Here is a 24153-nt window from a genome sequence, read left to right on the forward strand (position 1 = left end):
GGTGAAAACTAATGGGGAAAGAAAAGCAGCGCTTAGATAAAATATTAGCCCACATGGGTCTAGGCACTCGTAAAGAAATTAAGCAACTGGTAAGAAGAAAACAAGTGCAAGTTAACGGTGAATTAGTTAAAGATCCAGGGCATTATGTCTATCCAGAACAAGATTTAATTGAAGTAAATGGAGAACAAATCCACTACCGGGAATACATTTATATAATGCTCAATAAACCCCAAGGTTTTTTATCTGCTACAGAAGATAGCAAAGATAAAACAGTCGTGGAACTTCTTGCTCCCAGTTACCAAGTATTTCAACCCTTTCCCGTAGGGCGTTTAGATAAAGATACGGAAGGTTTACTGATCCTAACTAATGATGGGCAGCTAGCCCACCGGCTTTTAGCTCCCAAAAGACATGTGCCCAAAACTTATTTGGCTAGGGTGGATGGGGTAGTAACTGCCTCTGACCAAGAACAGTTTCGCCAGGGGGTAGTGTTAGATGATGGCTGCCAGACCCTCCCTGCCCAATTAAAAATAAAGAGTTCTTCTGCAGAATCGGAAATTGAACTAATTATTTATGAAGGAAAATACCATCAAGTTAAGCGCATGTTTGCAGCTGTAGGCAAAAAAGTTACTTATCTAAAAAGAATTGCCATGGGTCCCTTATCCTTAGACCCCACCCTAAAATTAGGAGCATACCGGGAGTTAACTGAGGAAGAAGTAAAGTTGTTGCAAGGCCCTAGTTAAAAAAGTGCTTAATCAATTGGTTACCAAACACTAACAGGCAATAAGCTATTTATTCCTAAATAACTAATTGCCTGTTAATTTCCAGTATATTTAGCAGTTAAATACTAACTTAGTGCTAGCAATTATATCCATTCACAAGGACATCTACTTTTCCTGTATGGGGATCAAAGATTAAGCCATGGACAGGTACATCCTTTGGAATTAGTGGATTGCTCAACAGCTTTATTTTGTAATTAGATTCGCAAACTTAGCACCAGTAATTTCCCCTAATTTAGTTGTTTCCAGTTTAATCTGCACGCCGATTTTACCGCCGCTGACGATAATTTTTTCATTTTCTAAAGCGCTGTTATCTATAAAAGTTTGGTATTTTTTTTTCATTCCTATAGGAGAACAGCCGCCCCGAACATAACCTGTCCACTTGAGAATATCCTTCACATGGATCATTTCCACCTTTTTTTCCCCAGCCGCCTTGGCAGCCTTTTTTAAATCCAAATTTTCCTGAACAGGAATGACAAATACATAAATATTTTTGCTATTGCCCTGAGTTACTAGAGTCTTAAAAACAGTTTTAGGATCTTGCCCTATTTTTTCAGCAACGGAAATACCGTCGATTTGGCCGTCCTTAGCATCATAAGTAAAAAATTCGTAAGTAATTTTCTTTTGCTCTAAAATCCGCATAGCATTAGTTTTTGGATTAGACATTTTTGCAAGCTCCTTTCCCCTTAGGTTCTCTCATGACTTTAAAATAAAAGATTCCCGCCCCTAGGATAAATAGGGCCAAAGTAAAGATGCCGAATAAAAAAACCTTACGATAGCTATACTTTTCAGCTAGAATGCCTAAAGGAATACTGAACAGCAACAATCCAACAGCATAAGCTGCCAAGACAAAACCCATAGAGGCAATGGTGAAATTAAACAGCTTATACTTTTTCCCTAGTTCAACATCCTAATTATATTATCCTGCAATTCTTTATTTGCTAGTCTTAAGATAAAGAGCAACAGCAATTTATAAAAGGAAGATCTTCCCTTAATGTAGAATTAGTTATGTATATGTCTTAATTACCAAGTAGGGGGAATAAAATGTCAACTATTGGCAGTTCTAAAAGTACGCAAAATCTATGCTCCTGCGTCAATGCCAAAAGCAGTTGTATTGTTGATAATTTGAAATTGCTGGGCCAAATGCCCATCTTTATTAAAGATGTTATTTTCAGATATGGGTTGGGAGATGCCCCCGGAATTGAATATATCAGTCCTTCCATTACGTCTATTACGGGCTATGAGCCAGAGGATTTTTATGCCGATTCTAAGCTATGTTCTAACATAATTCACCCGGAGGATCGACAACTACTCAAAGAAAGCATAAACCTTCCCGAGCTATGTTCTTGCTCTTTGACTATACGTTTAATCAAAAAAGATAATACTCTTGTCTATCTTGAATTATGCAATTCCATTTTATACGACGAACAAGGCAAAATGGTGGCGTTAATAGGAACTGGGCGGGATATTACAGAACGAGTCCTAATGGAAAGCAAATTAATAGAAAGTGAAAAAAGATTTAGAAATGCTTTTGAATATGCCAATATTGGCATGTCCATTACGGATTTAGACGGGCGCTTTCTGAAAGTCAACCAGGCCTTTTGTACCTTTTTAGGTTATAAAGAACAAGAACTCCTTAATTTAACCTTAAAAGATGTGACTTACCAGGAAGACTTAGACTCCCAAATGGATTATATTAAAAAACTGGCTGAAGGGGGAATGCCCTCCTTTTGCATGGAAAAAAGATATCTTCATAAAAACGGACAAGTAATTTGGGGACTTGTAGGCAGCTCTGTAGTACAGGACAACGAAGGAGCTCCATTGTATTTTATTAGCCAAGTGCAAAATATCGATGACCGTAAAAAAATAGAAATTGCCTTAGAAGAAAGTGAAGCCAGGTTTCGCAGTATTGTCGAAAATGTTCGTGAAGTATTATGGCTAGGAGATTTGGCTAGTGAACAAATCATTTATGTCAATCCTTCTTATGAAGAAATCTGGGGTCTTAGCTGCCAGTCTTTATATGACAACCCTTTTTCCTTTCTTAATTCTATTGTTGCGGAAGATAAAGAAAAATTACTTGCAGCGTTTAAAAAAATACGCACTGAAGGAAAAGGATTTAACGAGGAATTTAGAATTATTCGTCCCGATGGCACAATACGCTGGATTTGGTCTCAGGCTATACTTGTTGAAGGTAAAGAGCACGGTACACACCGGCTAGTGGGAGTTGCCGAAGACATCACGAAAAGAAAAGTTTTAGAACAGGAATTAAAATTATTGGCTACAACAGATGCCCTAACAGGAGCAGATAATAGGTATAGCTTTCTTAGCAAAGCTGAACAGGAATTTACCAAATCAAAACTTCATAATTTAAAAATGTCCGTCCTAATGCTGGATTTGGACTATTTTAAAAAAATAAATGATACTTATGGGCATAACTTTGGAGACAAGGTTTTAAAGGCAGCCTCCCAGGTATGTAAAAAAACACTGCGTATTACTGATTTTTTTGGACGCATTGGCGGCGAAGAATTTGTTGCTCTTTTGGTTAATACTGACACTGGTGCGGCCATAGATATGGCTGAACGGTTAAGAAGCAATTTAGCAAATCTAGGTGTTGAATTTAACAACACCCCAGTATATTTCACAGTGAGCATTGGGGTGGCTACTCTAAATCAAGAAGACACCTCCTTCGAAAACATTCTCAAAAGAGCCGATGAAGCACTTTACTCTGCTAAAAAAGCAGGTAGAAATAGGGTTACGCTATACACCTGTAATTCAGAGTAACCTAACAATCTTACCCTACTCTTTCCTTGCTTTGTCCGATGGCAAAAAAATTATTTTTTTTAGTTTATAGTAAATAGGAACCACTAAAGGGATAATTAATAAAGCATACCAACTATATTTTTTTAAAATAAACCAACTGGCCTGACCAAAAAAGTAACCCAGAATGCCCAAGGCAACACACCAAGGTATAACTCCCAGTATGGTATATAGCAAAAAAGAGCCTAAGGGCATTTTCACTAGGCCTGCAAAATATGAAGAATAATTGCCAAAAAAAAACGGACGGCTTAAACAAACAACCCAAATCCCATACTTTTGAAACCAAAATTCAGCAATATTCAGGGTTTTGGGGGTTAACGCGAAATACTTGCCGTAGTTATAAAGAACTTTCCTACCGCCCCACATAGCCAAATAATAAGGAAAGAGTGCCCCTAGCATATATCCTAAAATAGCGGAGCAGATGATTATCCAAATATTTAATTTTAACTGTACAGCGATAGCTCCAGCTATAACCACAAATAGTGCACCAGGAAATGGTATTGTTAATCCTTCTAAGAGCATACCTAGAAAAATGCATTCATATCCCCAATTTCCTATTAGGCCCGCAATATTATTCACATGCATAAAATAAATCTCCTTATCAGAGTTAAAGCAGGATTGTACATTTATATTTTTACGAACACTGCCTCAAAAATACTGCAAAAACGTTCTTTTAAAGATCATGAGATTGACCCGGTTGCTTTTAGCTCTCTTTTTCTTTTTGTAGCAGGTATGGCTAAGTATTCTTATCAAGTATATTTTACTCCCTCTGTATGTCCTTGTATTACTATGCTCTGCAAAAATTTGGAGTCAGCCAAGTGGAAAATCATTCCCTGGCCGCCTAGTTTATATCTTGAGTTTCAGCTGGATTTACCTTTATGCTCAAATTATTCAGAAATATTTTCAATAGCATGATTTATCACAACAGGCAATTGCCTCCTTTTATTCTACATAATTGCAACTGAAAACGGAAATACTTTTAAAATAAACTAGTTCAGGAGGTAAATCATGAGCGAAACAGTCTTGGAAAAGTCAGAAGGACGTGTAAGTTATCACGATTCTGTTGAAGAAATGGTCAAAAGAATTAGGGAAGATGGCATGTCTAATGCCTTTGATCGTTGGGCTTTGCAAGAAAAAATCAGATGCAAATTTTGCTTACAAGGTTTAAGTTGTCAACTCTGCTCCAATGGTCCTTGCCGCATTAGCGAAAAAGGTGGTCAAGATAAAGGTGTATGTGGTATTGGCGGCGATGCCATGGCCATGCGAACATTTCTCTTACATAATATTATGGGAGCTGGCACTTATAGCCACCATGCCTATGAAGCTTTTAGAACTCTGCGGGCTACTGCCGAAGGGAAAACACCTTTTCAGATTAAAGATGTAGAAAAATTAAAATGGATGTGTGGACAAGTAGGCATTAATACAAACCAAGATATTAACCAAATGGCCATTGAACTAGCCGACTTTTTAGAAAAAGAAATGAGTAAAGATGTTGACGATCCCAGTGTAATGGTTGATGTCTTTGCACCTAAAAAGAGAAAAAAAGTATGGCAGGATTTAAATATCTACCCTACAGGAGTTGTCCACGAAGAGCAAAATTGTGTGGCCAGCTGTTTAACAAATGTTGATGGTGATTATGCTTCTTTAGCTAAAAAAGCACTGCGCTTAGGCTTATCCACCATTTACACCGCCCAAATCGGCCTGGAAATGGTCCAGGATATTCTCTTTGGAACTCCTACGCCTCATGAAGTAACTGTGGATTTAGGCATTATGGATCCAGACTATGTCAATATTGTTTTTAATGGGCACCAACCTTGGGCCGGAGTAGCCACTTTGCAAAAGGCACAAACGAAAGAAGTCCAGGATAGAGCCAAAGCAGCAGGAGCCAAAGGGCTTAGAATAGTAGGGTCCATTGAAACGGGCCAAGAACTTTTGCAAAGATTTAATGTAGATGACGTTTTTGTAGGACTTATGGGCAACTGGTTGGCAATTGAACCTCTTCTAGCTACAGGCACTGTAGATGTCATGGCCATGGAGGAAAACTGTTCACCTCCAGCCATTGATCATTACGCTGAAAAATACCAAGCAACATTGGTAAGTGTTAGCACTATTATTGGCATACCCGGGTTGCAACACCAACTGCCTTACCATCCGGCTAAAGTAGATTCTATGGCAGATACCTTAATTGATTTAGCCATTGAAAATTTCCAAAAACGTCATGGCAAAGTAACTCCCATGGTTCCTAAAATAACCCAAAAAGCTATTGCTGGTTTTTCCACAGAAGCAATTTTACAAGCCCTTGGCAACAAATTAGACCCATTAGTTGATGTCATTGCTGCAGGAAAAATTAAAGGTGTAGTAGCTTTAGCTAACTGTTCTACCTTACGCAATGGCCCTCAAGATTGGGTTACAGTCAACTTAGTTAAGGAATTAATCAAAAAAGATATCCTAGTAGTGAGCGCTGGCTGCGGCAACCATGCTTTGGAAGTTGCTGGGCTTTGTAATCTTGATGCTATCTCTATGGCTGGTTCAGGGCTGCAAGAAGTATGTAATATGTTAAAAATTCCCCCAGTTTTAAGTTTTGGAACTTGTACCGATACGGGCAGAATCTCTATGCTGGTTACAGCCTTAGCTAATCACTTGGATGTTGATGTTCCAGATCTCCCTATCGCCGTAACTGCACCGGAGTGGATGGAGCAAAAAGCAACTATTGATGGAGTATTTGCTGTAGCCTATGGTGCTTATACCCATTTATCCCCTACTCCCTTTGTAACTGGAGCACCTCAGCTGGTTAAACTGCTGACAGAAGATGTGGAAGGTCTAACCGGAGGTAAAGTTGCCTTAGGCGACGATCCAAAAGAAATAGCAAACAATATCGAAGCTCACATTCTGAAGAAAAGAAAAGGTATAGGCTTAAAATAATTGCTAGTGCCAGAACAGCCCCCTTGGGTCTTTTCCCAAGAGGGCTGCTGTATTTTAAGGATACTATATTATACTCTCCTATTTTCCTTTTGTTCCAGCACACTCCATTTTCTAGACAGCAGAAAAGCTGTCGACTTTTTCCATCGACAGCCCTGACTAAATGTTTTTAATTGCCTGCAACTTATAGGAATTGCACCTTAGTAGTTTTCAACTAAAACTTCGAAAAAACCTTGGGGATGGGCACAAGCGGGACATACATCTGGTGCTGATTCACCCTCATGAATATACCCGCAGTTATTGCACTTCCACCGAACAACCTTATCTTTCTTAAATGTTGTATCGTTTTCCAAGTTTGCTAACAGGCTTCTAAACCTTTCATCGTGATGCTTTTCTACTTCTGCTATTCTACTAAAGACTGCTGCTACTTCCGGAAATCCTTCTTGCTCAGCAACTTTAGCGAATTCAGGATATACATCTACCCATTCTTCGTTTTCCCCTTTGGCTGCCGCCAGGAGATTAGCCTTAGTATCCCCAAAGGCAACAGGATAAGCAGCAGTTATTTCGACATTTTCGTTATTAAAATCTTCTTTTAAAAATTTAAAAAATACTTTGCCATGCTCTTTTTCATTTTCAGCAGTTTCCAAAAATATATTGGCGATTTGAACGTAGCCCTCTTTTTTAGCTATAGATGAATAATAGGTGTACCGATTTCTAGCCTGAGATTCCCCTGCAAAAGCCCGCATTAAATTGACAGCGGTTTGTGTACCTTTTAATGATTTCATTATGTACCTCCATTCTTAAGTAATTAATACCTTGTTTCTACATTTACTAAAAAACCCCCGCATAAAGGCTTATCCAAATTTTTGCCTAAATCCTCCTAAACTATGCCTTTAAAATCTTCCTGCTTATTTTCCCAATCTAAAGGAGACAATTAACTGCACCATTAGGCACTAAGTGCTGAAAATTTGCGAAAATTTACATTGTATTTTGAAAAGTAAGTAGCTATAATTCAATCAGTTGAATAACTTGAAATTAATATAACTGGATGATGTTTACACAAAAACGGCTTTTGCCAATGAAAAAGAGAGTCAATGCCAATATAATTACACACCTCTCTCCTAATTTACTTGAGATTTTCTTCCTTAAGCATAACTATTTCTAGAAAGCGCCTTAAGAGCATCTTGCCATAAATTTGCTCTTGCACAGTTTGCCGCAATTGTTCAATATTACGACCGGCCTCAATTAATTCTTGTTTTTGTTCATCAATATAGGCACTAGTTATTCCAGCATTAAATTCGGGATGAAATTGCACTCCCCATATATTCCCCCTTACCACGAAGGAATGATGGGATTCAAATTCATTTTGGGCCAACAGCTTTGCTCCAGCCGGAAGTTTTAGAACTGTTTGGGTATGGGCTACATGACCTAGAAAATTATTTGGCAAAAAACCAAGGAGTTGATCCTTTTGGCCTTCCTCCGTTAGTTGAATATCTACTGTGCCAAATTCCATTCCTCCAGGGTGATATCCTACCTGACCCCCAAAGGCGTGAGCCAATAGTTGATGCCCATAACAAATACCCAATACTGGCAAACTCCCACTAGGGATATTTGGCAGCCATTCTGCTACATACTCACTCCATTCTTCCTCTTCTGTCACCATGGCATGGGACCCTGTAATAATAGCTCCGGAAATTGTATCATATTCAGGCAGCCACAGTTTTTCGTAAATAGGAGCAATAATAACATCACAATTACTAACCTTTATCTGATTTAAGATAAAATCATCGAAATCTCCGTACTCTTGGCGTACTGACGGAAAAGTAGTTCCTGTCTTGATAATTAATAGCGGTTTCAAGCTAATCCCTCTTCCCACAACAATAATAGCAATTACCTGAAAATAGAAAAAAGCCCAAAGACATTATAGTCTTTAAGCCCCTTTGCCCATTACAATATAATTATCATATCATATTTTAATGCATTTTAAAAAGAATTCTTTTCGAAAATAATATTAAATATGATTAAACCCACTTCAATTATTATGTATAAGCTTAAAAAGACTTAGCATACTATTGTCATTAGTACAAAATGTCTTTTAGTAAAAATGAGGTTTATTCATGGGAGTTTTTAAAAGTTTTTGGGGCAGCAAGAAAAAACCAAATGCAAAGGAAAGTAGTTCCAATTCAGATAATTCATGGCTGCCGCAAAACCTGTCTAACGATTTGAGTCGTAATATTGAAATGATTAAAAAAGCAATGGGATATGCCAGCGACATCCTTGTCAGAGAGTTTACCATTGCTTCCAACATTGAAACTAAAGCTGCAGTTATTGCTATAAAGGGTTTGACAAAAAATGATTTGATTAATGAACAGGTCCTTGGAAGCTTAATGCTGGATGCAAAGTTTAAAAATACTAAAAAAGCCAAGGATTTGTTTGAACAAATTAAGCAGTACAGCATGCCAAACCTCTATGTCAAGGAAGAAGTAAATGTTGGAAACACTGTCAGTGAATTAATTTCCGGCAATTCCATTCTTTTTTTGGACGGCATAAACAAGGCTCTTATCGCAGGCAGCCAGGGTTGGAAAGAGCGGCAGGTTTCGCAACCAATTACAGAAAACGTCGTCAGAGGACCACGAGACGGTTTTACCGAAAACATTGAAAGCAATGTTGCTTTAATCAGACGCCGCATCAAGAGCCCGGATTTACGGGTAGAATCTTTTAAAACAGGTACGCGGACAAAAACGGATTTATACATTGTTTACCTTAACGGAGTAGTTAAAAATGAAGTAGTAGATGAAGTGAAAAACCGCCTAAAACGCATCGAAATTGACGGGGTACTGGAAAGCGGTTATATTGAAGAACTAATTGAAGACAATCCTTTTTCCCCATTCCCTCAAATGGAGCATAGTGAACGCCCGGATAAGGTATCGGCAGCTATTCTGGAGGGTCGAGTAGCAATTTTAGTGGATACTACTCCTTTTGTGCTGATGGTCCCTACGGTTTTTTTCCAGTTCCTCCAGTCCGCCGATGACTATTATGAACGTTATTTGATCGGTTCTCTGACCAGAGTTGTCAGAATTGTTGCTTACTTTATTTCTGTTGTTCTTCCTGCACTGTACATTGCACTAACCAGTTTTCACCAGGAAATGATTCCCACCCCACTGGCCTTGTCACTTGCGGCTTCCCGTGAAGGCGTTCCCTTCCCCAGCATAGGAGAGGCACTAATTATGGAGGCCATATTTGAAATTCTGCGAGAAGCCAGCCTCCGTCTGCCGCAGCAGACAGGCCAGGCCGTCAGTATCGTGGGAGGCCTAGTTATTGGTCAAGCTGCCGTTCAAGCCGGAATCGTTTCTCAGGTAATGGTTATTATTGTCGCATTAACAGGGATTAGTTCCTTTGCTATTCCTGCCTTTAATGCGGCCGCTTCAGGACGTCTGCTCCGTTTCCCGTTAATGTTGCTCGCTTCAATTCTCGGACTGGCAGGAATTTTATTAGGGCTTAGCATCATTTTGATTCATTTAAGCAGCCTACGTTCTTTTGGCGTAAGCTATCTAGACCCCTTCGTATCATCAAATAGCAATACATTAAACGATACTGTCGTCAGAAACCCATGGTGGTTAATGCATCATCTTCCCGGAATAATTAGCCGTAAAAGAATGCTGCGCATGCGTCCGGGAATGAAACCGGGACCCAGGGCTAGTTCACGAAAAAAACAATAATCATGAATAGCCCGCTTAATCGCAGTTGGAAGGAGGCATTTGAATGCGGATTATCTCCCTGATACTGCTGGTTCTATTCCTTCTTTTTTCACTGACTGGCTGCTGGAACGCCAGGGAAATTAACGAACTAGCCTTTGTGCTGAGCATTGCTTTGGATAAAACCAACAACGGATTCAAAGTAACCGCACAAGTAGCACAACCGGAAACATATAGTAAAACCCCATCGGGGGGCACCACCAGTTCTGGAAAAGAAAAGCCTTTTTGGATAATTTCCAGCACCGGTAAAACAATTTTTGAAGCAGTCCGTAATATGGCTGCTACAGCTCCCCGGCGTATTCTTTGGTCACATATTAAAGTTATCATCATTGGCGAAAAATTAGCCAGGAGCAATATACTTGAGATATTTGACTTTTTCAGCCGCAATCCGGAACTGCGTTTGCGGACCTGGATTGCAGTTACCCCCGGCGAGGCCGGAAAAATTCTGGCGGTTGTACCAATAATGGAAAAAGACCCTTCCCAGAATATAGAAAAAATAATTGATAAAACAAATTTAACAGGCAAAGCCTACGGCATCATGCTGAAAAATTTCCTGGAAGACTATCTCGACCCCTACGTAAACCCGGCAGCCTCAAGGATTGTTCTTACTACGGAAGAATCCAAGCCTGTTGTAAAACTTGAAGGGGCTTCTATTTTTGGCGAAAATAAACTAGTGGGATGGCTTGATGGAAATAAAACCAGGGGCCTTTTATGGATAAAAAATAAAATAAGTGGATCGGTAAGGGTTGTAAATTGTCCGTACGACGGTTTGCCTGTTACCTTGGAGATTAAAAAAGGAAAAACAAACATTCAAAGTTATATTGATAACGGACAACCTTACTTCATAATTAAGGTAAGCGCTAGTGCCGACCTCACTGAAAAATCATGCCTTACTGAATTCACCAACCCTAAGGCATTGCAAAGTCTTGAGAAAGCATTGGCATTGGCTATCCATAATGATATACAGTCTACGGTAACAGCAGCCCAGGACTTTAATGTCGACTTTCTTGACTTTAGCAGTACACTGCACCGGCAGCATAAGAATGAATGGCCGCAGCTATCTGCAAACTGGCCCCAACTTTTTAAAAATGCAGAAGTTGCTATAGAAGTAAAAGCAGAAATTCCACGGGTATCACTATTGGCAAAGTCAGTATCTCCCATTAAATATCCGGCCGAAAACCCACGTTGAAGGAGGAAGTATCCCAAATGAGCCACAACAAGGTAACCATAAACAATAACCAGTTTAAAGCCTTGCTGGTTTGCACTACCTGGCCTACCGTAATCAACTATGGCAGTGGCATTTTAGCCAGGGAAATCGGCAGGGATATGTGGATAAGCGGAGCAATCAGCGTATTATCCACACTACTTTTTATCTATATAATTGTATATATCGGTCAAAATTTCCCCGGTAAAACAATAGTTGAATACTGCCAAGACCTTTTGTGGACCATTCCAGGAAAGCTATTGGGGTTTGTGCTGGCAATCTATTTTTTGGTCAGTGCTGCTAGCAATGTATCCATGTACATCCACCACCTAACAGACTTTTTATTACCTGAAACACCTTTTCTAGTGGTAACAGTTCTGCACGTTGCCGTAATATGCTATCTTGTATCAAAAGGTCCTGAAGTTATTGCCAGAATGGGTGTTATTGGTTTTGCATTAGCTAGCGTTTTTCTCTTTATGGTTTTTTTAGCTTCGGTGTCGGAAACAGATTTTAAAAGGCTTATGCCCTTTTTTGATTCAGGCATTTTAAAAGTAAGCATAGCCAGTCTTAAAGTTGATTCATTTATTGGAATCGATCAAATAATTATTGCAATGATTCTGCCACTGGTGAGCAACCAAAAGAAAGCTTTCCGTTCAGCTGCAGCCGGTTTGTCCATCGGTGGTTTTTTCTTTGTCTTTTACTTTATTGTCGAGTTGATGGTTATGGGTCCCCAAGTAGTTGCCTTAATGCGTATTGCAAGCATGGATTTTGTGAGATCAATCCAGATTACGCAATATCTCCACCGGTTTGAATCCTTTATGGTCGCCCTCTGGTATTGGAGTATGCTGGTTCAAGGTGGTATTTTAACTTACTGTTCTCAAAAAGCCTTTGTACAAACCACAGGTATTAAAAAGGAAAAGACAAAAACAATACTTATTTTTATCTTTGGAATTTTTTTGGCTACTCTGACCTATTTCATAGCCTCGAATAGAGTATTCTTTTTAAACTTTAGAGAAGACACGTGGCATTATTTTGGTTTGCCTATCCAGTATGGACTGCCTGTAATACTTCTCCTCATATTAGCTATAAGAAAAGTATTTCATGCTGTTAAGAATTAGTACCTACTTGTTAAAAAATTTTTCCACAACAAAAGTATCCGGTACTTATCTCAAACATTTATAGCATTGACTTAGTCTCTCTTTGGGATAATTATCAATTTTTTTGGTGCTTTTAGTTTACCAACTGACACCATAAATAGAACTGTTTACAGCACTATTAATTCATAATCACGACTGCCCATTCCAATTTCCTCCCCGTAGCGCATCTGGATAGTAGCATCTATGTATGGTCGCAGTCCATGAAATTTATCGGCCCCCTCTTCGTAATTACAGGAAAGCAAAGAAGCAGATAAGCCGATTTGTTTATTAACGAGGTCGTAGCTGGCCTGATCAATGGCAACAGGATCAGTTGATGCTAAGAAACCGATATCGGGAACAATTGGTGCATCGCTCCAAGGCGTACAATCACAGTCAGGGGTAATATTAAGCAGGAAATTAATATAGCCAATCCGCCCTGGATGGGCTTTTACTACTCCGTATCCGTATTCCGTCAATCTTTCAGCGAAGGCGGTAAATTCCTTTCCCCAATCCATGCCAACGGCTTTTTTAGGACACACAGTCATACATTCACCGCAGCCTACACATTTTTCCAAAACAATTTCAGCTTTTTGAGCAGCCATAGTGATAGCTTCTTCTGGACAAACTGAGGTACACTTTCCACAGCCAGCACACTTTTCATGATCAACATATATTTTTACAGCATGCTGTTCCTTTTTACCTACTGCCGGTGCCCCGCCCATAGCTAGATTTTTTATTGCTCCTCCGAAGCCGGCCATTTCATGTCCTTTAAAATGAGATAACACAATCATGCTATCAGCTCTAACAATATCTTTAGCCAGCTTCACTTTACTAAAATGTTTTTTGCTAATTTCTACTTCTATAATATTTTCACTACGCAATCCATCGGCAATAATTAGTGGGGCTCCTGTAACAGTATAATCAAACCCATGTTCCAATGCTGTGATAAGATGGTCAACCGCATTATGCCGACTCCCAGAATAGAGGGTATTGGTATCCGTCAGAAAGGGCTTGGCACCCTTCTCTTTTACTTTATCCACCACTTGCCTAACAAAAACGGGGTTAATAAAACCATCATTTCCTCGTTCACCGAAATGCAATTTTATAGCCGTTAAGTCATCTTTTTGAATAAACTCACTAAATCCAGCATGCGCAAATAGATTTCTGATTTTACTAACCTTATTACTCTTATCTGATTTAGCTCTCAAATTTACATAGTAAACTTTGCTTGACATAGTATTCATCCTTTCTTTAACGCAAAGGTAGCTCCCCCCTCTAAATTCCCTTCCGTCAGGCTAGACTGGACATCCCACCCAATGTGCTTAAAAAACTTAACCATTCGATCTGTTGAGGTACCGTATTCCCCTTGCTCGTTAGCAACACCTGGCTATAAGCAGAAGCTCCTGAGCTTGTTGTATCATAGCCGGAAAACACCCTTAAATTAAAAATAATTAGCTGACAAATTATTATTATACCATAATTATACAAATTTGGAGACTTGAAAATATATAATTTACAAAGTTTCATAGATAATAGCTGACCAGTCTTTTCCCTTATAAGCGTTATATCCGCGTGTATGCGCATAGCCATAGATTACAACGTTGCCCATACGATCCTTTTCAAAGAGGTAACCGTAAGTTTCTCCTTTCATAGCACGTTGTGCTGCATGGAGATGGCCTAGACTATCACTTAAAATACCCTTGCGGCTGCGGGATGCTATAAGATACCCTTGTTTATTGATAATAAATATGTTCCCATTTTTACCGATCCGAGCTGAATCTATAATGTCATAGATATAATCCCAGTTAAACCGGGTAGAAAAATATCCTAAAACTTTACCATGCTCTCCCCGTATTGGACATGTATAAGCTATGGTATGACGATTCTCAACAGTTGAATAGTAAAGATCACTTACGGAAATAGAATTAGCTGCCTTAGCTTCCTTAAACCAATTTTCATCAGACATGTCTTTTCCGATAAGTTCGCGCCTAGTACCTGCTGCAACTATTTTGCCTTCATTATCTAGTACATATAGATCAAGGTAAACTTCATATATTTCTATAAGGTGTTGCAAAAGTTCATTAGCTGCTGAAAAACGTTCTGTTGCTGTAGAGCAAAAGCAATTCTTAACTTTATCAAAAGTTGCCCAAGCTTGAGCATCACAGTTACGTTCAAAAAGATTCCTGTCAATTTTATCAATAGTATCATAGGCCACATCGGCTGTTCGAACAGCCATTACTTCATTTGCTTTGTTTTGAATGTTTTCAATAATTTTAGTACTTTCTTTAGTAAAACTTAAACTACTATTAGCCAGCTTTTTAATTTCAGAGGCCACTACACTAAACCCCCTGCCGGCATCTCCTGCTCTTGCGGCTTCAATTGCTGAGTTTAAGGACAATAGATTTGTACGTTCAGCAAGATCCCTAATGGATTCTATGACTTCACTCATTTCATTATTAGCATTTTTAAGTTCACTAATTATAATGGATGCATCAATAACTAAATTATCGTCAGACACAATTATACCCCCTAAAAATAAAAAATAACCTGCCTTAAAATTAGGCAGGCTCCATTGCCAATAGTGTATTTTTTTGTATTACCATTATACAAGATAATTAGAAACCTTTTCAAGTTTTTCCTAATTTCTTAAACAAGAGGAGTCAGAATTAGAGTATTAAAACAAATGTCACTTTCTTTGGCTAGTTTAGTCTGACTATAGATTCATAGATAGAATTATTAATATTATCTAAACTAGAGGCAGTAGCCCGTACCCAAATTTAATTCCTAGTACGATTGCTCGGTAGATAACAATAGAAAGTAAATATTATATTATTCTTTGGTGTAAGTAGTACAATACGGTATAATTTTTTCAATCAGTACGTTTTTATCTCCAAGTGGTATAGTTTCTTTTTTTCTAATAAAATTTGTTTTTACTGTAATAACATTATCATCAAAATTAATATTTTGGATATCTGTTACTGAATCTGCTGTATCCAGTTCAGTTAAATTAAACATTTCTATTTGTTCACGTAATTTGAGCAGCTCTTTTTCATAATTACTAATTTTTTTTTCCAAATTAGTAATTATATTTTCTAGTCTTGTAATTTCATTATATATTGATGAACTCATTATTAATATCACGTCCTTTTTAATAAAAAGAGCAGGAATACCTGCTCTTTTTATATTTTATTATTCATCAGCACATGGCCTACATGGCGTTTTAATAATTACAACTTGGAAAGGAAGCTTTTTCTCAAGAAAGAATTTTTCCCGACCTAAACGAAAAATTTTTTCTACATCAATAAATCCAGTTAATACAGCAACGCAAGCATCTTCTATTACTAGTTGATCAACTTTACTAACTATTTCAATTTCATTACCCTCAAAACCATTTTCTTTTAAATCTAACAATTAGGTCTCCTCCTCTAGTTTATTGTATTAAAGGAATTTCTTTGTTATAAAATATGCCATTAGTTTCCCTTTTGTTACAAATTTCGGTAAATAATATAACAATTTACAAATTTATTTGTGTAATACCTGAATACCAAATATACCCTCCCATACGGAATGTGTACTCTTTTTCATTGTAGTTGGTTTAATAAATCTAAAGGAACATAATGAGTAATCAAAAATAAGCAACTTATAGAATGATGCAACAATAACAGGCAGTAAATGTGTACACATAAAACTCTTAATAATATTATGTAATATAATTACTTTGAAAGAAGGTGCTATTAATGTGTGCAACTATTATACCTCAAACACGTGAATGCATTTGCTGGAACGGCAAAAAGGTTTCAGTAAGACATTTTAATATTGTCGCAATCTCTATACCCATTGTCTATAACGAAGCTGGAGATCATGACCCAAATGGCCTTATGTACGTACTTAACGAAAATGAGGATGACATAAAAAAGGCCGTTGCCGAAAATCCTTTTACACCTGTAGATCTTGTACAACCTTTAGTAATTAGAGCCAATCTGGGTGACTTTATTATTGTAGACTTTGAAAATAGACTTGATAGGCGTGCTTCTATTCACATTCAGGACGTTGAATACGACGTGCTAGATTCTGATGGTGCAGCAGTTGGGTTTAATCCTGACACAACAACAGAAAATAAGAAAAGATACTACTGGTTCGCAGACAAAGAAGGAATATTTATGTTCCATGATATGGCAGACCAAAGAAGCGGTGAAAACGCAACAAACGTACACGGGCTCTTTGGTGCTTTAATCGTTGAGCCTGTTGGGGCTACCTGGACAGACCCAATTAATGGTAATGAGCTTAAAAGTGGGTGCTATGCAGATATTCACCACCCGGCTATGCCTGATTTCAGAGAGTATGTTACAATTTTCCATGATGAGCCTGAAATAAAGGATAGGAACGGGAACACACCAATTAACCCGGAAACAGGTCAGCCCGCATCAACGATGCCCATAAACTACAGGGCAGAACCGATGCGAAACCGTCACCCTCATTGTCCGGGGTGTGTAGGTGAGGAAGTCTCGTTAAGTTCATGGACGTTTGGTGATCCTGCAACTCCTATTCTACGTGCCTATGTGGGCGACCCTGCAAAAATAAGGCTAATTCATGGAGGTATCAAGGAGACACACGTTTTCCATCTTCATAATCATCAATGGCTGTTAGAGCCCAATGACCCAAAATCGACTATAATTGACTCTATATCATTTAGCCCTCAACAGTGTATGACTATAGAACCGTTATTCGGTGCTGGAAGTTTAAATGGCTGTATAGGTGATGTTATATGGCACTGCCATCTGTATCCTCATTTTGCTGAAGGAATGTGGGGATTGTGGAGGATATTGGATAGGCTTGAGGATGGCACTAGAGAATACCCTGACGGCACAAAACCTTCCAGACTGATGCCGCTTCCCGATAGGACACCACCTCCTCCTCCTGACGATTTACACCCTGGTTTTCCAAGGTTTGTTGCAGGAACACCGGGTGAAAAGGCATTTAAACCTCCCCTTGGTATAATAGGACAGGAAGCAAGACAACCAACTCCGCTCGAGGAAGCAAATTTTGTCGATAATGCAGTTCCAGGAGCATTATACTCTAACCCATGTCCACCCGATGCATCTGTAAAAATCTTTGAAGTTGTAGCGATTCAAGTTCCAATCGTCTATAATAACCAGGGGTGGCACGACCCGGAAGGCAGGATATTTGTACTAAAAGATGATAAAGAAGCGATCATGAAGGGTGAAAAAGAACCTGAACCTTTTGTTATAAGAGCAAACGCAGGGGATTGCATTGAAATCAGGTTAACTAATGAGCTTCCACTGGAAATCGGTGGTAACGCATTCCAGTTAAAGACAAAGACCACCGAAGCTGGCTGGCATATTCACCTTGTTAAATTCGATACGATTGTTGCTGATGGAAGTGCAAATGGTTGGTGCAATGATGCGTCTGCAATACCCGGGGATACATTGATTGAGCGTTTTTATGCAGATACTGAATTAAGGACTATATTCTTCCACGACCATCTATTTCCTAATACTAGCCAGCAGCATGGATTATTTGGCGTATTAATTATCGAACCACCAAACTCAACATATCATGACCCCAAAACAGGTGAAGAAATACGAAGTGGGACGAAAGCGGTAATACGAGTACCAGGCCAACCCGATTTTAGAGAATTCATTCTGGCAGTTCACGACTTTGCACTGCTTTTTGACAAAGACGGAAAGCCTTTGAATCCTCCGCCATTTCCAAGCTCACCTGATGACCCCGGAGTTATGGGCATTAATTATAAATGCGAACCGCTGCAGTTTAGGAAAGGCGATCCTGCATATGTATTCAGTTCCTATGTACACGGTGACCCCGTTACACCCCTGCTTGAAACGTATGAAGGCGACCCGATAAGGATACGGTTGTTTGATGGAGCACAGGAGGAACAACATTCCTTTAACCTGCACGGATTAAGATGGAGGAAAGAGCCTACTGATCCAGTGTCACCTCTTGTACAATCACAAACCTTGGGTATTTCGGAAGCGTTTAACTTCGAGATAAATTATGACTATAAAAAAGGAGACTATTTGTACTATTTCGGCGGTGTCGATGACCTATGGCTCGGTTTATGGGGAATATTAAGAGTGCATCGTGAAAAAGTTCCCCACCTTCTGCCGTTGGTTGACAGACCTGTTCCTCCAGAAAGGACAGAGCCCCTTCCTCACAAGACAGGTAATCCGCCGCCCAAAGCACCAAGTCCCGGGAATCCGTGTCCTGCAGGTGCAAAGGTCAGAAAATATGAAGTTGTGGCTATCCAAAAGGATATTGTCTATAATAAGTTTGGCGACCATGACCCAAATGGTTTGATGTTTGTGCTAAAAGAGCATGAGAAAAAAGTCCTGAAAGGTGAAATCAAACCTAAACCATTGATTTTAAGAGCAAACGCAGGAGATTGCATTGAGGTTACACTCACCAACCATCTTTTTAAGCCTATAGTTCAAGATTCACACCCCGGAGTACCTGTAGATGCCCCGTTCCTGCCATCAAATCGGGCTTCAATACACGCTCAATTGCTTAAATATGACGTATTGGGTTCGGATGGGGCAACAGTCGGATTTAACTACGACCAAACAGTAGCACCTGGTGAAAGTATAACTTACAGGTGGTTTGCCGATTCGGAATTAGGTGCATGTACGTTGACTGGCTTTGCAGATATCCGCAATCATAGGCATCACGGACTATTCGGTGCAATTATTATCGAACCTACAGGGTCAAAGTATTTGAATGAACAAACAGGTCAAGAATTAAAATATGGCGAACTGGAACAAGTAGTAATATCAAATCCCGGTATGCCCGATTTCAGAGAATTTGTATTATTTATGCAGGACGGTATTAGTCTTTTTGATAAGGAAGGTAAACTTATTTCTGACCCTCATGACCATGGACATGGTGACGAGCGTTTGGATTTTGAAGACCAGGGGCAAAAGGGGTTTAATTACAGGGCTGAAAGGTTTGAAAACCGACTAGAAAATGACCCTAGAGTACACCTTGTAATGAGTTCTAATATTCACGGAGACCCTGCAACACCTGTTTATAAGGCTTATCCAGGCGACCCAGTGAGGATAAGGTTGATTATGCCAGCAGATAAACCAAGAAACCACAGCTTTGTACTGCATGGACATTCATGGAGGCAGCAATTTTCCGACCCATTCTCGGATACTATTTCTTGTCAGGGAGCAATAAGCGTTGGAAACGTGTTTAACCTTATAATTGAGAATGGTGCAAGCCAATTCCCAGGAGATTACGCCTACAGGTCGGGCATATTCCGTTGGGATGTCGAACAAGGGATGTGGGGCATATTCAGGATTTTCGATGAATTACAATGCGGACTTATGCCGATTAACGGAAATGACAGTTTCTGTGGATGTTTGGATTGGAAGCGTAAAATTTTTATGAAAATGATTCAGTTGTTTAAGTGTAAGCACAAAACACATTCCGAATGTGACAGTGGCATTCACAACAAATTTGACAACTGGTTTAAAAATGGGCTGTGGTTAAAGTAATCTTAAAGCAAGAAGGAGCCTGACGATTCAATACGTTGGGCTTTTCATTTTATACAGAAGCATCTATAGGGATATTAGGATATTATTTTTGAGGGTTGATAAAAAAATGATGGCTAAACAGCCACCATTAAGTTTTGTTTCATGTTTTTAGTATCATATTTCATTCTTTCAACAACCACATGGCGTATCCTTACTTGGTAAAGTACTTAAGGGGTTTGTATAGATGTAGTTTGCGACCAGCTTGATATCTATAGGACACGGGTCTTCACATAGATTGCCAGGTAGAGTAAAACAGAATTCTTTTGATATTGCTTTACAAGGGGTCATAGAGGTTCCTGTAAATACAATTTTTCCTTTCTGGCTGATTATCATGTTGTTTTTAGACTTGACCAAAACAACGCTGATTGCTAGAAATCGATTTTCACACACATTGTGGATGTCTACAAAAACTCTTAACAATCGTGTTTGGCAGTCCAACATATCAACAGACAGGCAAACCTCTTTATAGTCTTCACACTTATCGAAATCAATTCTTTTACTTGCTTCGTAGCAGCAGTCATTAGTTGATTCGATTTTTATGTTCTCCAATTCATTTAGTTTTTCGAGCATGTCTATCTCAACTTTGTTCTCAACGATATTACTTTCGTTATCATCATCAGTTACATGTGGTGTTCCATTTGTGGTTTTTTCATCCATATTCATGCCTCCTGACTTTAAATCCTAATATAGTATATTCAGGATTATGTAAAATGTGAATACTAAGACGGCTGTATATATATATATAGAAAAGCATTTGAACTAAAATTAAATAAGGAAAAAAACTGACAATAAAAATACTGAAAAGAGCCGCAAAGTACAAATCAAGTACTCTGCGACTCTTTTTATATGGTTACTATTTTAAATTTGTGAAAATAAAGGTAACTTTTTTGGTAAACTAAACCATTAAATGCAACATTATTACAATAATGTTGCATTGCAATAGTTGAATAGTTCTAAATTAATGTTGATAAAGGCAAGCCTCCGAAAGTTAGGGACGTAAAGCCACGAGTTTAATGCTTTACGATGGCAGCCGGTTTGCGATGACTTAAAAAAACCGTGGATAAACAGATTTACGGTTTTTCGTTTATTATAGGTTCTCATATAAGCTTTCAGGTAAGCTTGGACTGTAATATAACTTTAACCTGCGGCTGATAGAGCAAGTCAAGAGAAAGGAGTTAGAAAAATGCCTGAAACTTTCGCTAAGAAAGACATCTATGACAAAAATGGGGTTCTGCTGCTGGCCAAAGGCAAAAAAACGACGGATGCTGTTATAGCAAAGCTGAAAAAACGTGGATGCTATGAGCAGGAAGCGCCGATCAATTCTGATGTCAAACAGAGCATGGCAACTTTGCCGATTGCCTTGGCACTCGGAGAAAGAATGAATATTCGTAACGATCGTGTTCTAGAGTATCCGAACAAAGTATTAAGCACTGTCATATTTGAGTCTAAAACAAAGCCCTGGTGGATATTCGTCAACGCGTTGAGCAACTACGTGGACTGGCTATATACACATTCGATCGATGTTGCCATTATTTCGTTGATGATAGCTGTGGAACTGAGATACAACGATAAAGAACTGTGGAATATAGGATTGGGCGCTTTTCTGCATGACGTAGGCAAGTTGTTGATTCCTAAAACCATCATACAAAAACCTGGGCCTCTGAACGACATGGAAATGGTTTATAACCGGCAACATTGCGAATTGGGCATGAGTTCTCTTGAACCATTTTGTCTTCCAAAGGAATGCACGGATATCGTTTTGCAACATCATGAGCGACTCGACGGGAGCGGATATCCAAAAGGGCTAAAGGGAGATGAAATATGCCGCAACGCCAGAATTGTAATGATTGCCGATTTTGTTGATGCGATCACCTCCGGCCGACCTTATAAGCCGATTCAGGAAATGGATACAGCGATGAAGATACTAAGAAGTGATGAAGGAAAATATTCTAAAGAATTTGTTTCTGTGTTGGAAAAAATACTGGAATAATGCTGATGGCATTATTCGCTCGCTTTCACCGACAAGCAAACGCCCATGCCGGGCGTACCGCAAAAAAGTCCTGTAACCATTACGATTACAGGATTTTTTGGTGCGCCCGAGAGGATTCGAACCTCCGACACACGGTTTAGGAAACCGTTGCTCTATCCTACTGAGCTACGGACGCTAGAATAGTAAAAATGGAGGTAGACGCCGGAACATTTTCCGTTCTCTAACCTCCAATTTATGTGGCGCACCCGACAGGATTCGAACCTGTGACCTCTTGATTCGTAGTCAAGCACTCTATCCAACTGAGCTACGGGCGCAAGGTTTTATATATGGCGGAGAGAGAGGGATTCGAACCCTCGATACAGGTTTATGCCCGTATACTCGCTTAGCAGGCGAGCGCCTTCGACCTACTCGGCCATCTCTCCAAACATATTTCTTTAACTGTGAGGCACAAATAATATAATACTATATTTTAATCAAAAAAGCAAATGGTAAATAAATGCTTTACTAAAAGTGGCGGAGAGGGTGGGATTCGAACCCACGGTACCCGTCAAGGTATCACTGGTTTTCAAGACCAGCTCCTTAAACCGCTCGGACACCTCTCCAAGCTACCGGAGATCATATCTCCAGAATAATCTCTGTACAACACATATCAGAGTATAGCATAAAAGCTGTAGTTTTGTCAATAAAAAGTACTGCACATTATTTATGATTTTATAACCTCTAGACCCCCCATATAAGGTCTTAATTTTTCCGGAATAACTACAGATCCATCTTGTTGTTGGTAATTTTCTAAAATAGCTGCTACTGTTCGTCCTATAGCCACACCAGAACCATTTAAAGTATGGACAAAAGTAGGTTTAGCTTTTTTATCTTTTCTATACTTAATATTTGCTCTTCTAGCCTGGAAATCTTCAAAATTGCTGCAGGATGAAATCTCTCGATAAATATTGAAGCTAGGCATCCACACTTCTAGGTCATAAGTTTTAGCGGAAGAAAAACCTAAATCACCAGTACTTAAACTAACAACCCTATAGGGCAAACCTAATAGCTGTAAAACTTCTTCTGCATCATTAACTAATTTTTCTAATTCCTGATAAGAAGTTTCCGGTTCAACAAATTTAACTAATTCAACCTTGTTAAATTGGTGCTGTCGAATTAAGCCTCTAGTATCTCTTCCGTGGGCACCAGCCTCCGCCCGAAAACAAGCACTGTAGGCAGCGTGATAAATAGGTAGTTTAGCACCATCGATAGTTTCATCTCTATATAGATTCGTTACAGGGACTTCAGCAGTAGGAATTAAGTAATAATCTATTCCCTCAATTTTAAACATATCCTCGGCAAATTTAGGCAGCTGCCCTGTTCCCGTCATACTTGCTGAATTAACCATAAAGGGAGGAAAGACTTCTTCGTAACCATGCTTAGTAGTATGTAAATCCAGCATAAAACTTACTAAAGCCCTTTCTAACCTGGCTCCTAAACCTTTTAAAAAGGTAAACCTGGCCCCTGTTACTTTGGCAGCTCTTTCAAAATCTAAAATATTTAAACCTTCCCCAATATCCCAGTGCGGTTTTGGCTCAAAATCAAATTTGGGCACTTCCCCCCATTTACGAACTTCTACATTGTCTGCATCAGAAGTACCGACAGGCACTGTTTCATGGGGAATATTAGGCACCGAAAGCAAAGCTTGCTTTAACTGTTCTTCAATACTTTTCAAAGCATCATCTAGTTCTTTAATTTTTTGTCCAACTTCCCTCATTTGTGCAGTCATTTCCGTTACATCTTCACCAGCTATTTTCTTTTGCCCAATTTCCTCAGAAACTTTATTTTTTTGATTTTTAAGAGTTTCTACTTGGACTAATTTTTCTCTTCTTTCCTTGTCTAGTTCTAAAAATTTATTTAAGGTTACACTTGCACCTCTTTTTTTCAGACCTTCCATAACTAGGTCAGAATTAGCCCTAACAAATTTTAGATCTAACACCCTAAGT

18 protein-coding genes, 4 tRNA genes and 1 pseudogene are annotated in these 24153 nt (G+C 39.0%); 8 read left to right on the plus strand and 15 right to left on the minus strand.

Annotated features, from left to right (window positions below; all coding sequences use genetic code 11):
- Positions 1–11: 11 nt before the first annotated feature.
- Positions 12–740 carry a pseudouridine synthase gene (locus RDV78_04680; protein MDS1029804.1) on the plus strand — a complete coding sequence of 243 codons (729 nt, stop codon included), beginning with the start codon at positions 12–14 and terminating at the stop codon, positions 738–740.
- Between the two features lie 115 nt (positions 741–855).
- Here RDV78_04680 and RDV78_04685 read toward each other — a convergent pair.
- A pseudogene (locus RDV78_04685) lies at positions 856–966 on the minus strand (carbonic anhydrase).
- Positions 963–1442 (minus strand): Cys-tRNA(Pro) deacylase, encoded by a 480-nt coding sequence (gene ybaK, locus RDV78_04690; protein ID MDS1029805.1) that lies wholly within the window; start codon positions 1440–1442, stop codon positions 963–965. The pseudogene RDV78_04685 and the gene ybaK overlap by 4 nt, the downstream one beginning before the upstream one ends.
- Positions 1443–1820: 378 nt before the next feature.
- Here ybaK and RDV78_04695 point away from each other — a divergent pair, with 378 nt between their 5' ends.
- Complete coding sequence (locus RDV78_04695; protein MDS1029806.1) at positions 1821–3557, plus strand: PAS domain S-box protein; 1737 nt, start codon at positions 1821–1823, stop codon at positions 3555–3557.
- A 15-nt stretch (positions 3558–3572) separates the two neighbouring features.
- Here the strand turns inward: RDV78_04695 and RDV78_04700 are convergent, their stop codons facing one another.
- Positions 3573–4178: a DedA family protein gene (locus tag RDV78_04700; protein MDS1029807.1), complete on the minus strand. Its 606-nt coding sequence runs from the start codon at positions 4176–4178 to the stop codon at positions 3573–3575.
- A gap of 423 nt (positions 4179–4601) precedes the next feature.
- Between RDV78_04700 and cooS the strand changes: the two genes are divergently transcribed.
- Complete coding sequence (cooS, locus tag RDV78_04705; protein ID MDS1029808.1) at positions 4602–6515, plus strand: anaerobic carbon-monoxide dehydrogenase catalytic subunit; 1914 nt, start codon at positions 4602–4604, stop codon at positions 6513–6515.
- Positions 6516–6712: 197 nt separating this feature from the next.
- Here cooS and RDV78_04710 read toward each other — a convergent pair whose 3' ends face one another.
- Together RDV78_04710 and RDV78_04715 are read right to left on the minus strand one after the other, a co-directional pair.
- On the minus strand, positions 6713–7297 hold the full coding sequence (locus RDV78_04710; GenBank protein MDS1029809.1) for a rubrerythrin family protein: 585 nt from the start codon (positions 7295–7297) through the stop codon (positions 6713–6715).
- Positions 7298–7638: 341 nt separating this feature from the next.
- Positions 7639–8370, minus strand: a complete 732-nt coding sequence (locus RDV78_04715; GenBank protein MDS1029810.1) for a glutamine amidotransferase — start codon at positions 8368–8370, stop codon at positions 7639–7641.
- Positions 8371–8629: 259 nt separating this feature from the next.
- Here RDV78_04715 and RDV78_04720 point away from each other — a divergent pair, with 259 nt between their 5' ends.
- Genes RDV78_04720 through RDV78_04730 form a run of 3 tightly spaced genes read left to right on the plus strand, consistent with a single transcriptional unit; the run spans position 8630 to position 12589 of the window.
- On the plus strand, positions 8630–10231 hold the full coding sequence (locus tag RDV78_04720) for a spore germination protein (protein MDS1029811.1): 1602 nt from the start codon (positions 8630–8632) through the stop codon (positions 10229–10231).
- Between the two features lie 43 nt (positions 10232–10274).
- Positions 10275–11456, plus strand: a complete 1182-nt coding sequence (locus tag RDV78_04725; protein ID MDS1029812.1) for a Ger(x)C family spore germination protein — start codon at positions 10275–10277, stop codon at positions 11454–11456.
- Positions 11457–11473: 17 nt separating this feature from the next.
- Entirely contained in the window at positions 11474–12589 is a 1116-nt protein-coding gene (locus RDV78_04730; protein MDS1029813.1) for an endospore germination permease, read from the plus strand.
- 146 nt (positions 12590–12735) lie between these two features.
- Here the strand turns inward: RDV78_04730 and RDV78_04735 are convergent, their stop codons facing one another.
- The 4 genes from RDV78_04735 to RDV78_04750 all read right to left on the minus strand — a co-directional run bounded on the left by RDV78_04735 (position 12736) and on the right by RDV78_04750 (position 16018).
- Positions 12736–13842 carry a DUF362 domain-containing protein gene (locus RDV78_04735; protein ID MDS1029814.1) on the minus strand — a complete coding sequence of 369 codons (1107 nt, stop codon included), beginning with the start codon at positions 13840–13842 and terminating at the stop codon, positions 12736–12738.
- A 278-nt stretch (positions 13843–14120) separates the two neighbouring features.
- Positions 14121–15125: a methyl-accepting chemotaxis protein gene (locus tag RDV78_04740; GenBank protein MDS1029815.1), complete on the minus strand. Its 1005-nt coding sequence runs from the start codon at positions 15123–15125 to the stop codon at positions 14121–14123.
- Between the two features lie 311 nt (positions 15126–15436).
- A complete protein-coding gene (locus tag RDV78_04745; protein MDS1029816.1) occupies positions 15437–15736 on the minus strand; it encodes a hypothetical protein in 300 nt (99 codons plus the stop codon).
- A 60-nt stretch (positions 15737–15796) separates the two neighbouring features.
- On the minus strand, positions 15797–16018 hold the full coding sequence (locus RDV78_04750) for a hypothetical protein (GenBank protein ID MDS1029817.1): 222 nt from the start codon (positions 16016–16018) through the stop codon (positions 15797–15799).
- 326 nt (positions 16019–16344) lie between these two features.
- Here RDV78_04750 and RDV78_04755 point away from each other — a divergent pair, with 326 nt between their 5' ends.
- Positions 16345–20139 (plus strand): multicopper oxidase domain-containing protein, encoded by a 3795-nt coding sequence (locus tag RDV78_04755; GenBank protein ID MDS1029818.1) that lies wholly within the window; start codon positions 16345–16347, stop codon positions 20137–20139.
- 168 nt (positions 20140–20307) lie between these two features.
- Here the strand turns inward: RDV78_04755 and RDV78_04760 are convergent, their stop codons facing one another.
- On the minus strand, positions 20308–20835 hold the full coding sequence (locus RDV78_04760; GenBank protein MDS1029819.1) for a hypothetical protein: 528 nt from the start codon (positions 20833–20835) through the stop codon (positions 20308–20310).
- A gap of 526 nt (positions 20836–21361) precedes the next feature.
- On the opposite strand from RDV78_04760, the gene RDV78_04765 reads away from it, so the two are divergent.
- On the plus strand, positions 21362–22168 hold the full coding sequence (locus RDV78_04765) for an HD domain-containing phosphohydrolase (protein ID MDS1029820.1): 807 nt from the start codon (positions 21362–21364) through the stop codon (positions 22166–22168).
- Between the two features lie 98 nt (positions 22169–22266).
- Here RDV78_04765 and RDV78_04770 read toward each other — a convergent pair.
- The 5 genes from RDV78_04770 to serS form a co-directional block, all read right to left on the minus strand.
- A tRNA-Arg gene (locus tag RDV78_04770) sits at positions 22267–22343 on the minus strand.
- A 62-nt stretch (positions 22344–22405) separates the two neighbouring features.
- A tRNA-Arg gene (locus RDV78_04775) sits at positions 22406–22482 on the minus strand.
- 13 nt (positions 22483–22495) lie between these two features.
- Positions 22496–22590, minus strand: a tRNA-Ser gene (locus RDV78_04780).
- Positions 22591–22679: 89 nt separating this feature from the next.
- Positions 22680–22770, minus strand: a tRNA-Ser gene (locus RDV78_04785).
- Positions 22771–22871: 101 nt separating this feature from the next.
- A complete protein-coding gene (gene serS, locus RDV78_04790; protein ID MDS1029821.1) occupies positions 22872–24146 on the minus strand; it encodes a serine--tRNA ligase in 1275 nt (424 codons plus the stop codon).
- Positions 24147–24153 lie beyond the last annotated feature (7 nt).

Source organism: Bacillota bacterium LX-D, from assembly GCA_031628995.1.
GTDB lineage: Bacteria > Bacillota > DUOV01 > DUOV01 > Zhaonellaceae > JAVLUO01.

What these genes read in the sequence shown, in the direction of transcription:
- RDV78_04735 (MDS1029814.1), bottom strand. Translation starts at nt 13,842, where the DNA reads ATGTCAAGCAAAGTTTACTATGTAAATTTGAGAGCTAAATCAGATAAG.
- cooS (MDS1029808.1), top strand. Translation starts at nt 4,602, where the DNA reads ATGAGCGAAACAGTCTTGGAAAAGTCAGAAGGACGTGTAAGTTATCAC.
- RDV78_04720 (MDS1029811.1), top strand. Translation starts at nt 8,630, where the DNA reads ATGGGAGTTTTTAAAAGTTTTTGGGGCAGCAAGAAAAAACCAAATGCA.
- RDV78_04710 (MDS1029809.1), bottom strand. Translation starts at nt 7,297, where the DNA reads ATGAAATCATTAAAAGGTACACAAACCGCTGTCAATTTAATGCGGGCT.
- ybaK (MDS1029805.1), bottom strand. Translation starts at nt 1,442, where the DNA reads ATGTCTAATCCAAAAACTAATGCTATGCGGATTTTAGAGCAAAAGAAA.
- RDV78_04755 (MDS1029818.1), top strand. Translation starts at nt 16,345, where the DNA reads ATGTGTGCAACTATTATACCTCAAACACGTGAATGCATTTGCTGGAAC.
- RDV78_04745 (MDS1029816.1), bottom strand. Translation starts at nt 15,736, where the DNA reads ATGAGTTCATCAATATATAATGAAATTACAAGACTAGAAAATATAATT.
- RDV78_04765 (MDS1029820.1), top strand. Translation starts at nt 21,362, where the DNA reads ATGCCTGAAACTTTCGCTAAGAAAGACATCTATGACAAAAATGGGGTT.
- RDV78_04680 (MDS1029804.1), top strand. Translation starts at nt 12, where the DNA reads ATGGGGAAAGAAAAGCAGCGCTTAGATAAAATATTAGCCCACATGGGT.
- RDV78_04700 (MDS1029807.1), bottom strand. Translation starts at nt 4,178, where the DNA reads ATGCATGTGAATAATATTGCGGGCCTAATAGGAAATTGGGGATATGAA.
- RDV78_04730 (MDS1029813.1), top strand. Translation starts at nt 11,474, where the DNA reads ATGAGCCACAACAAGGTAACCATAAACAATAACCAGTTTAAAGCCTTG.
- RDV78_04725 (MDS1029812.1), top strand. Translation starts at nt 10,275, where the DNA reads ATGCGGATTATCTCCCTGATACTGCTGGTTCTATTCCTTCTTTTTTCA.
- RDV78_04760 (MDS1029819.1), bottom strand. Translation starts at nt 20,835, where the DNA reads ATGGATGAAAAAACCACAAATGGAACACCACATGTAACTGATGATGAT.
- RDV78_04695 (MDS1029806.1), top strand. Translation starts at nt 1,821, where the DNA reads ATGTCAACTATTGGCAGTTCTAAAAGTACGCAAAATCTATGCTCCTGC.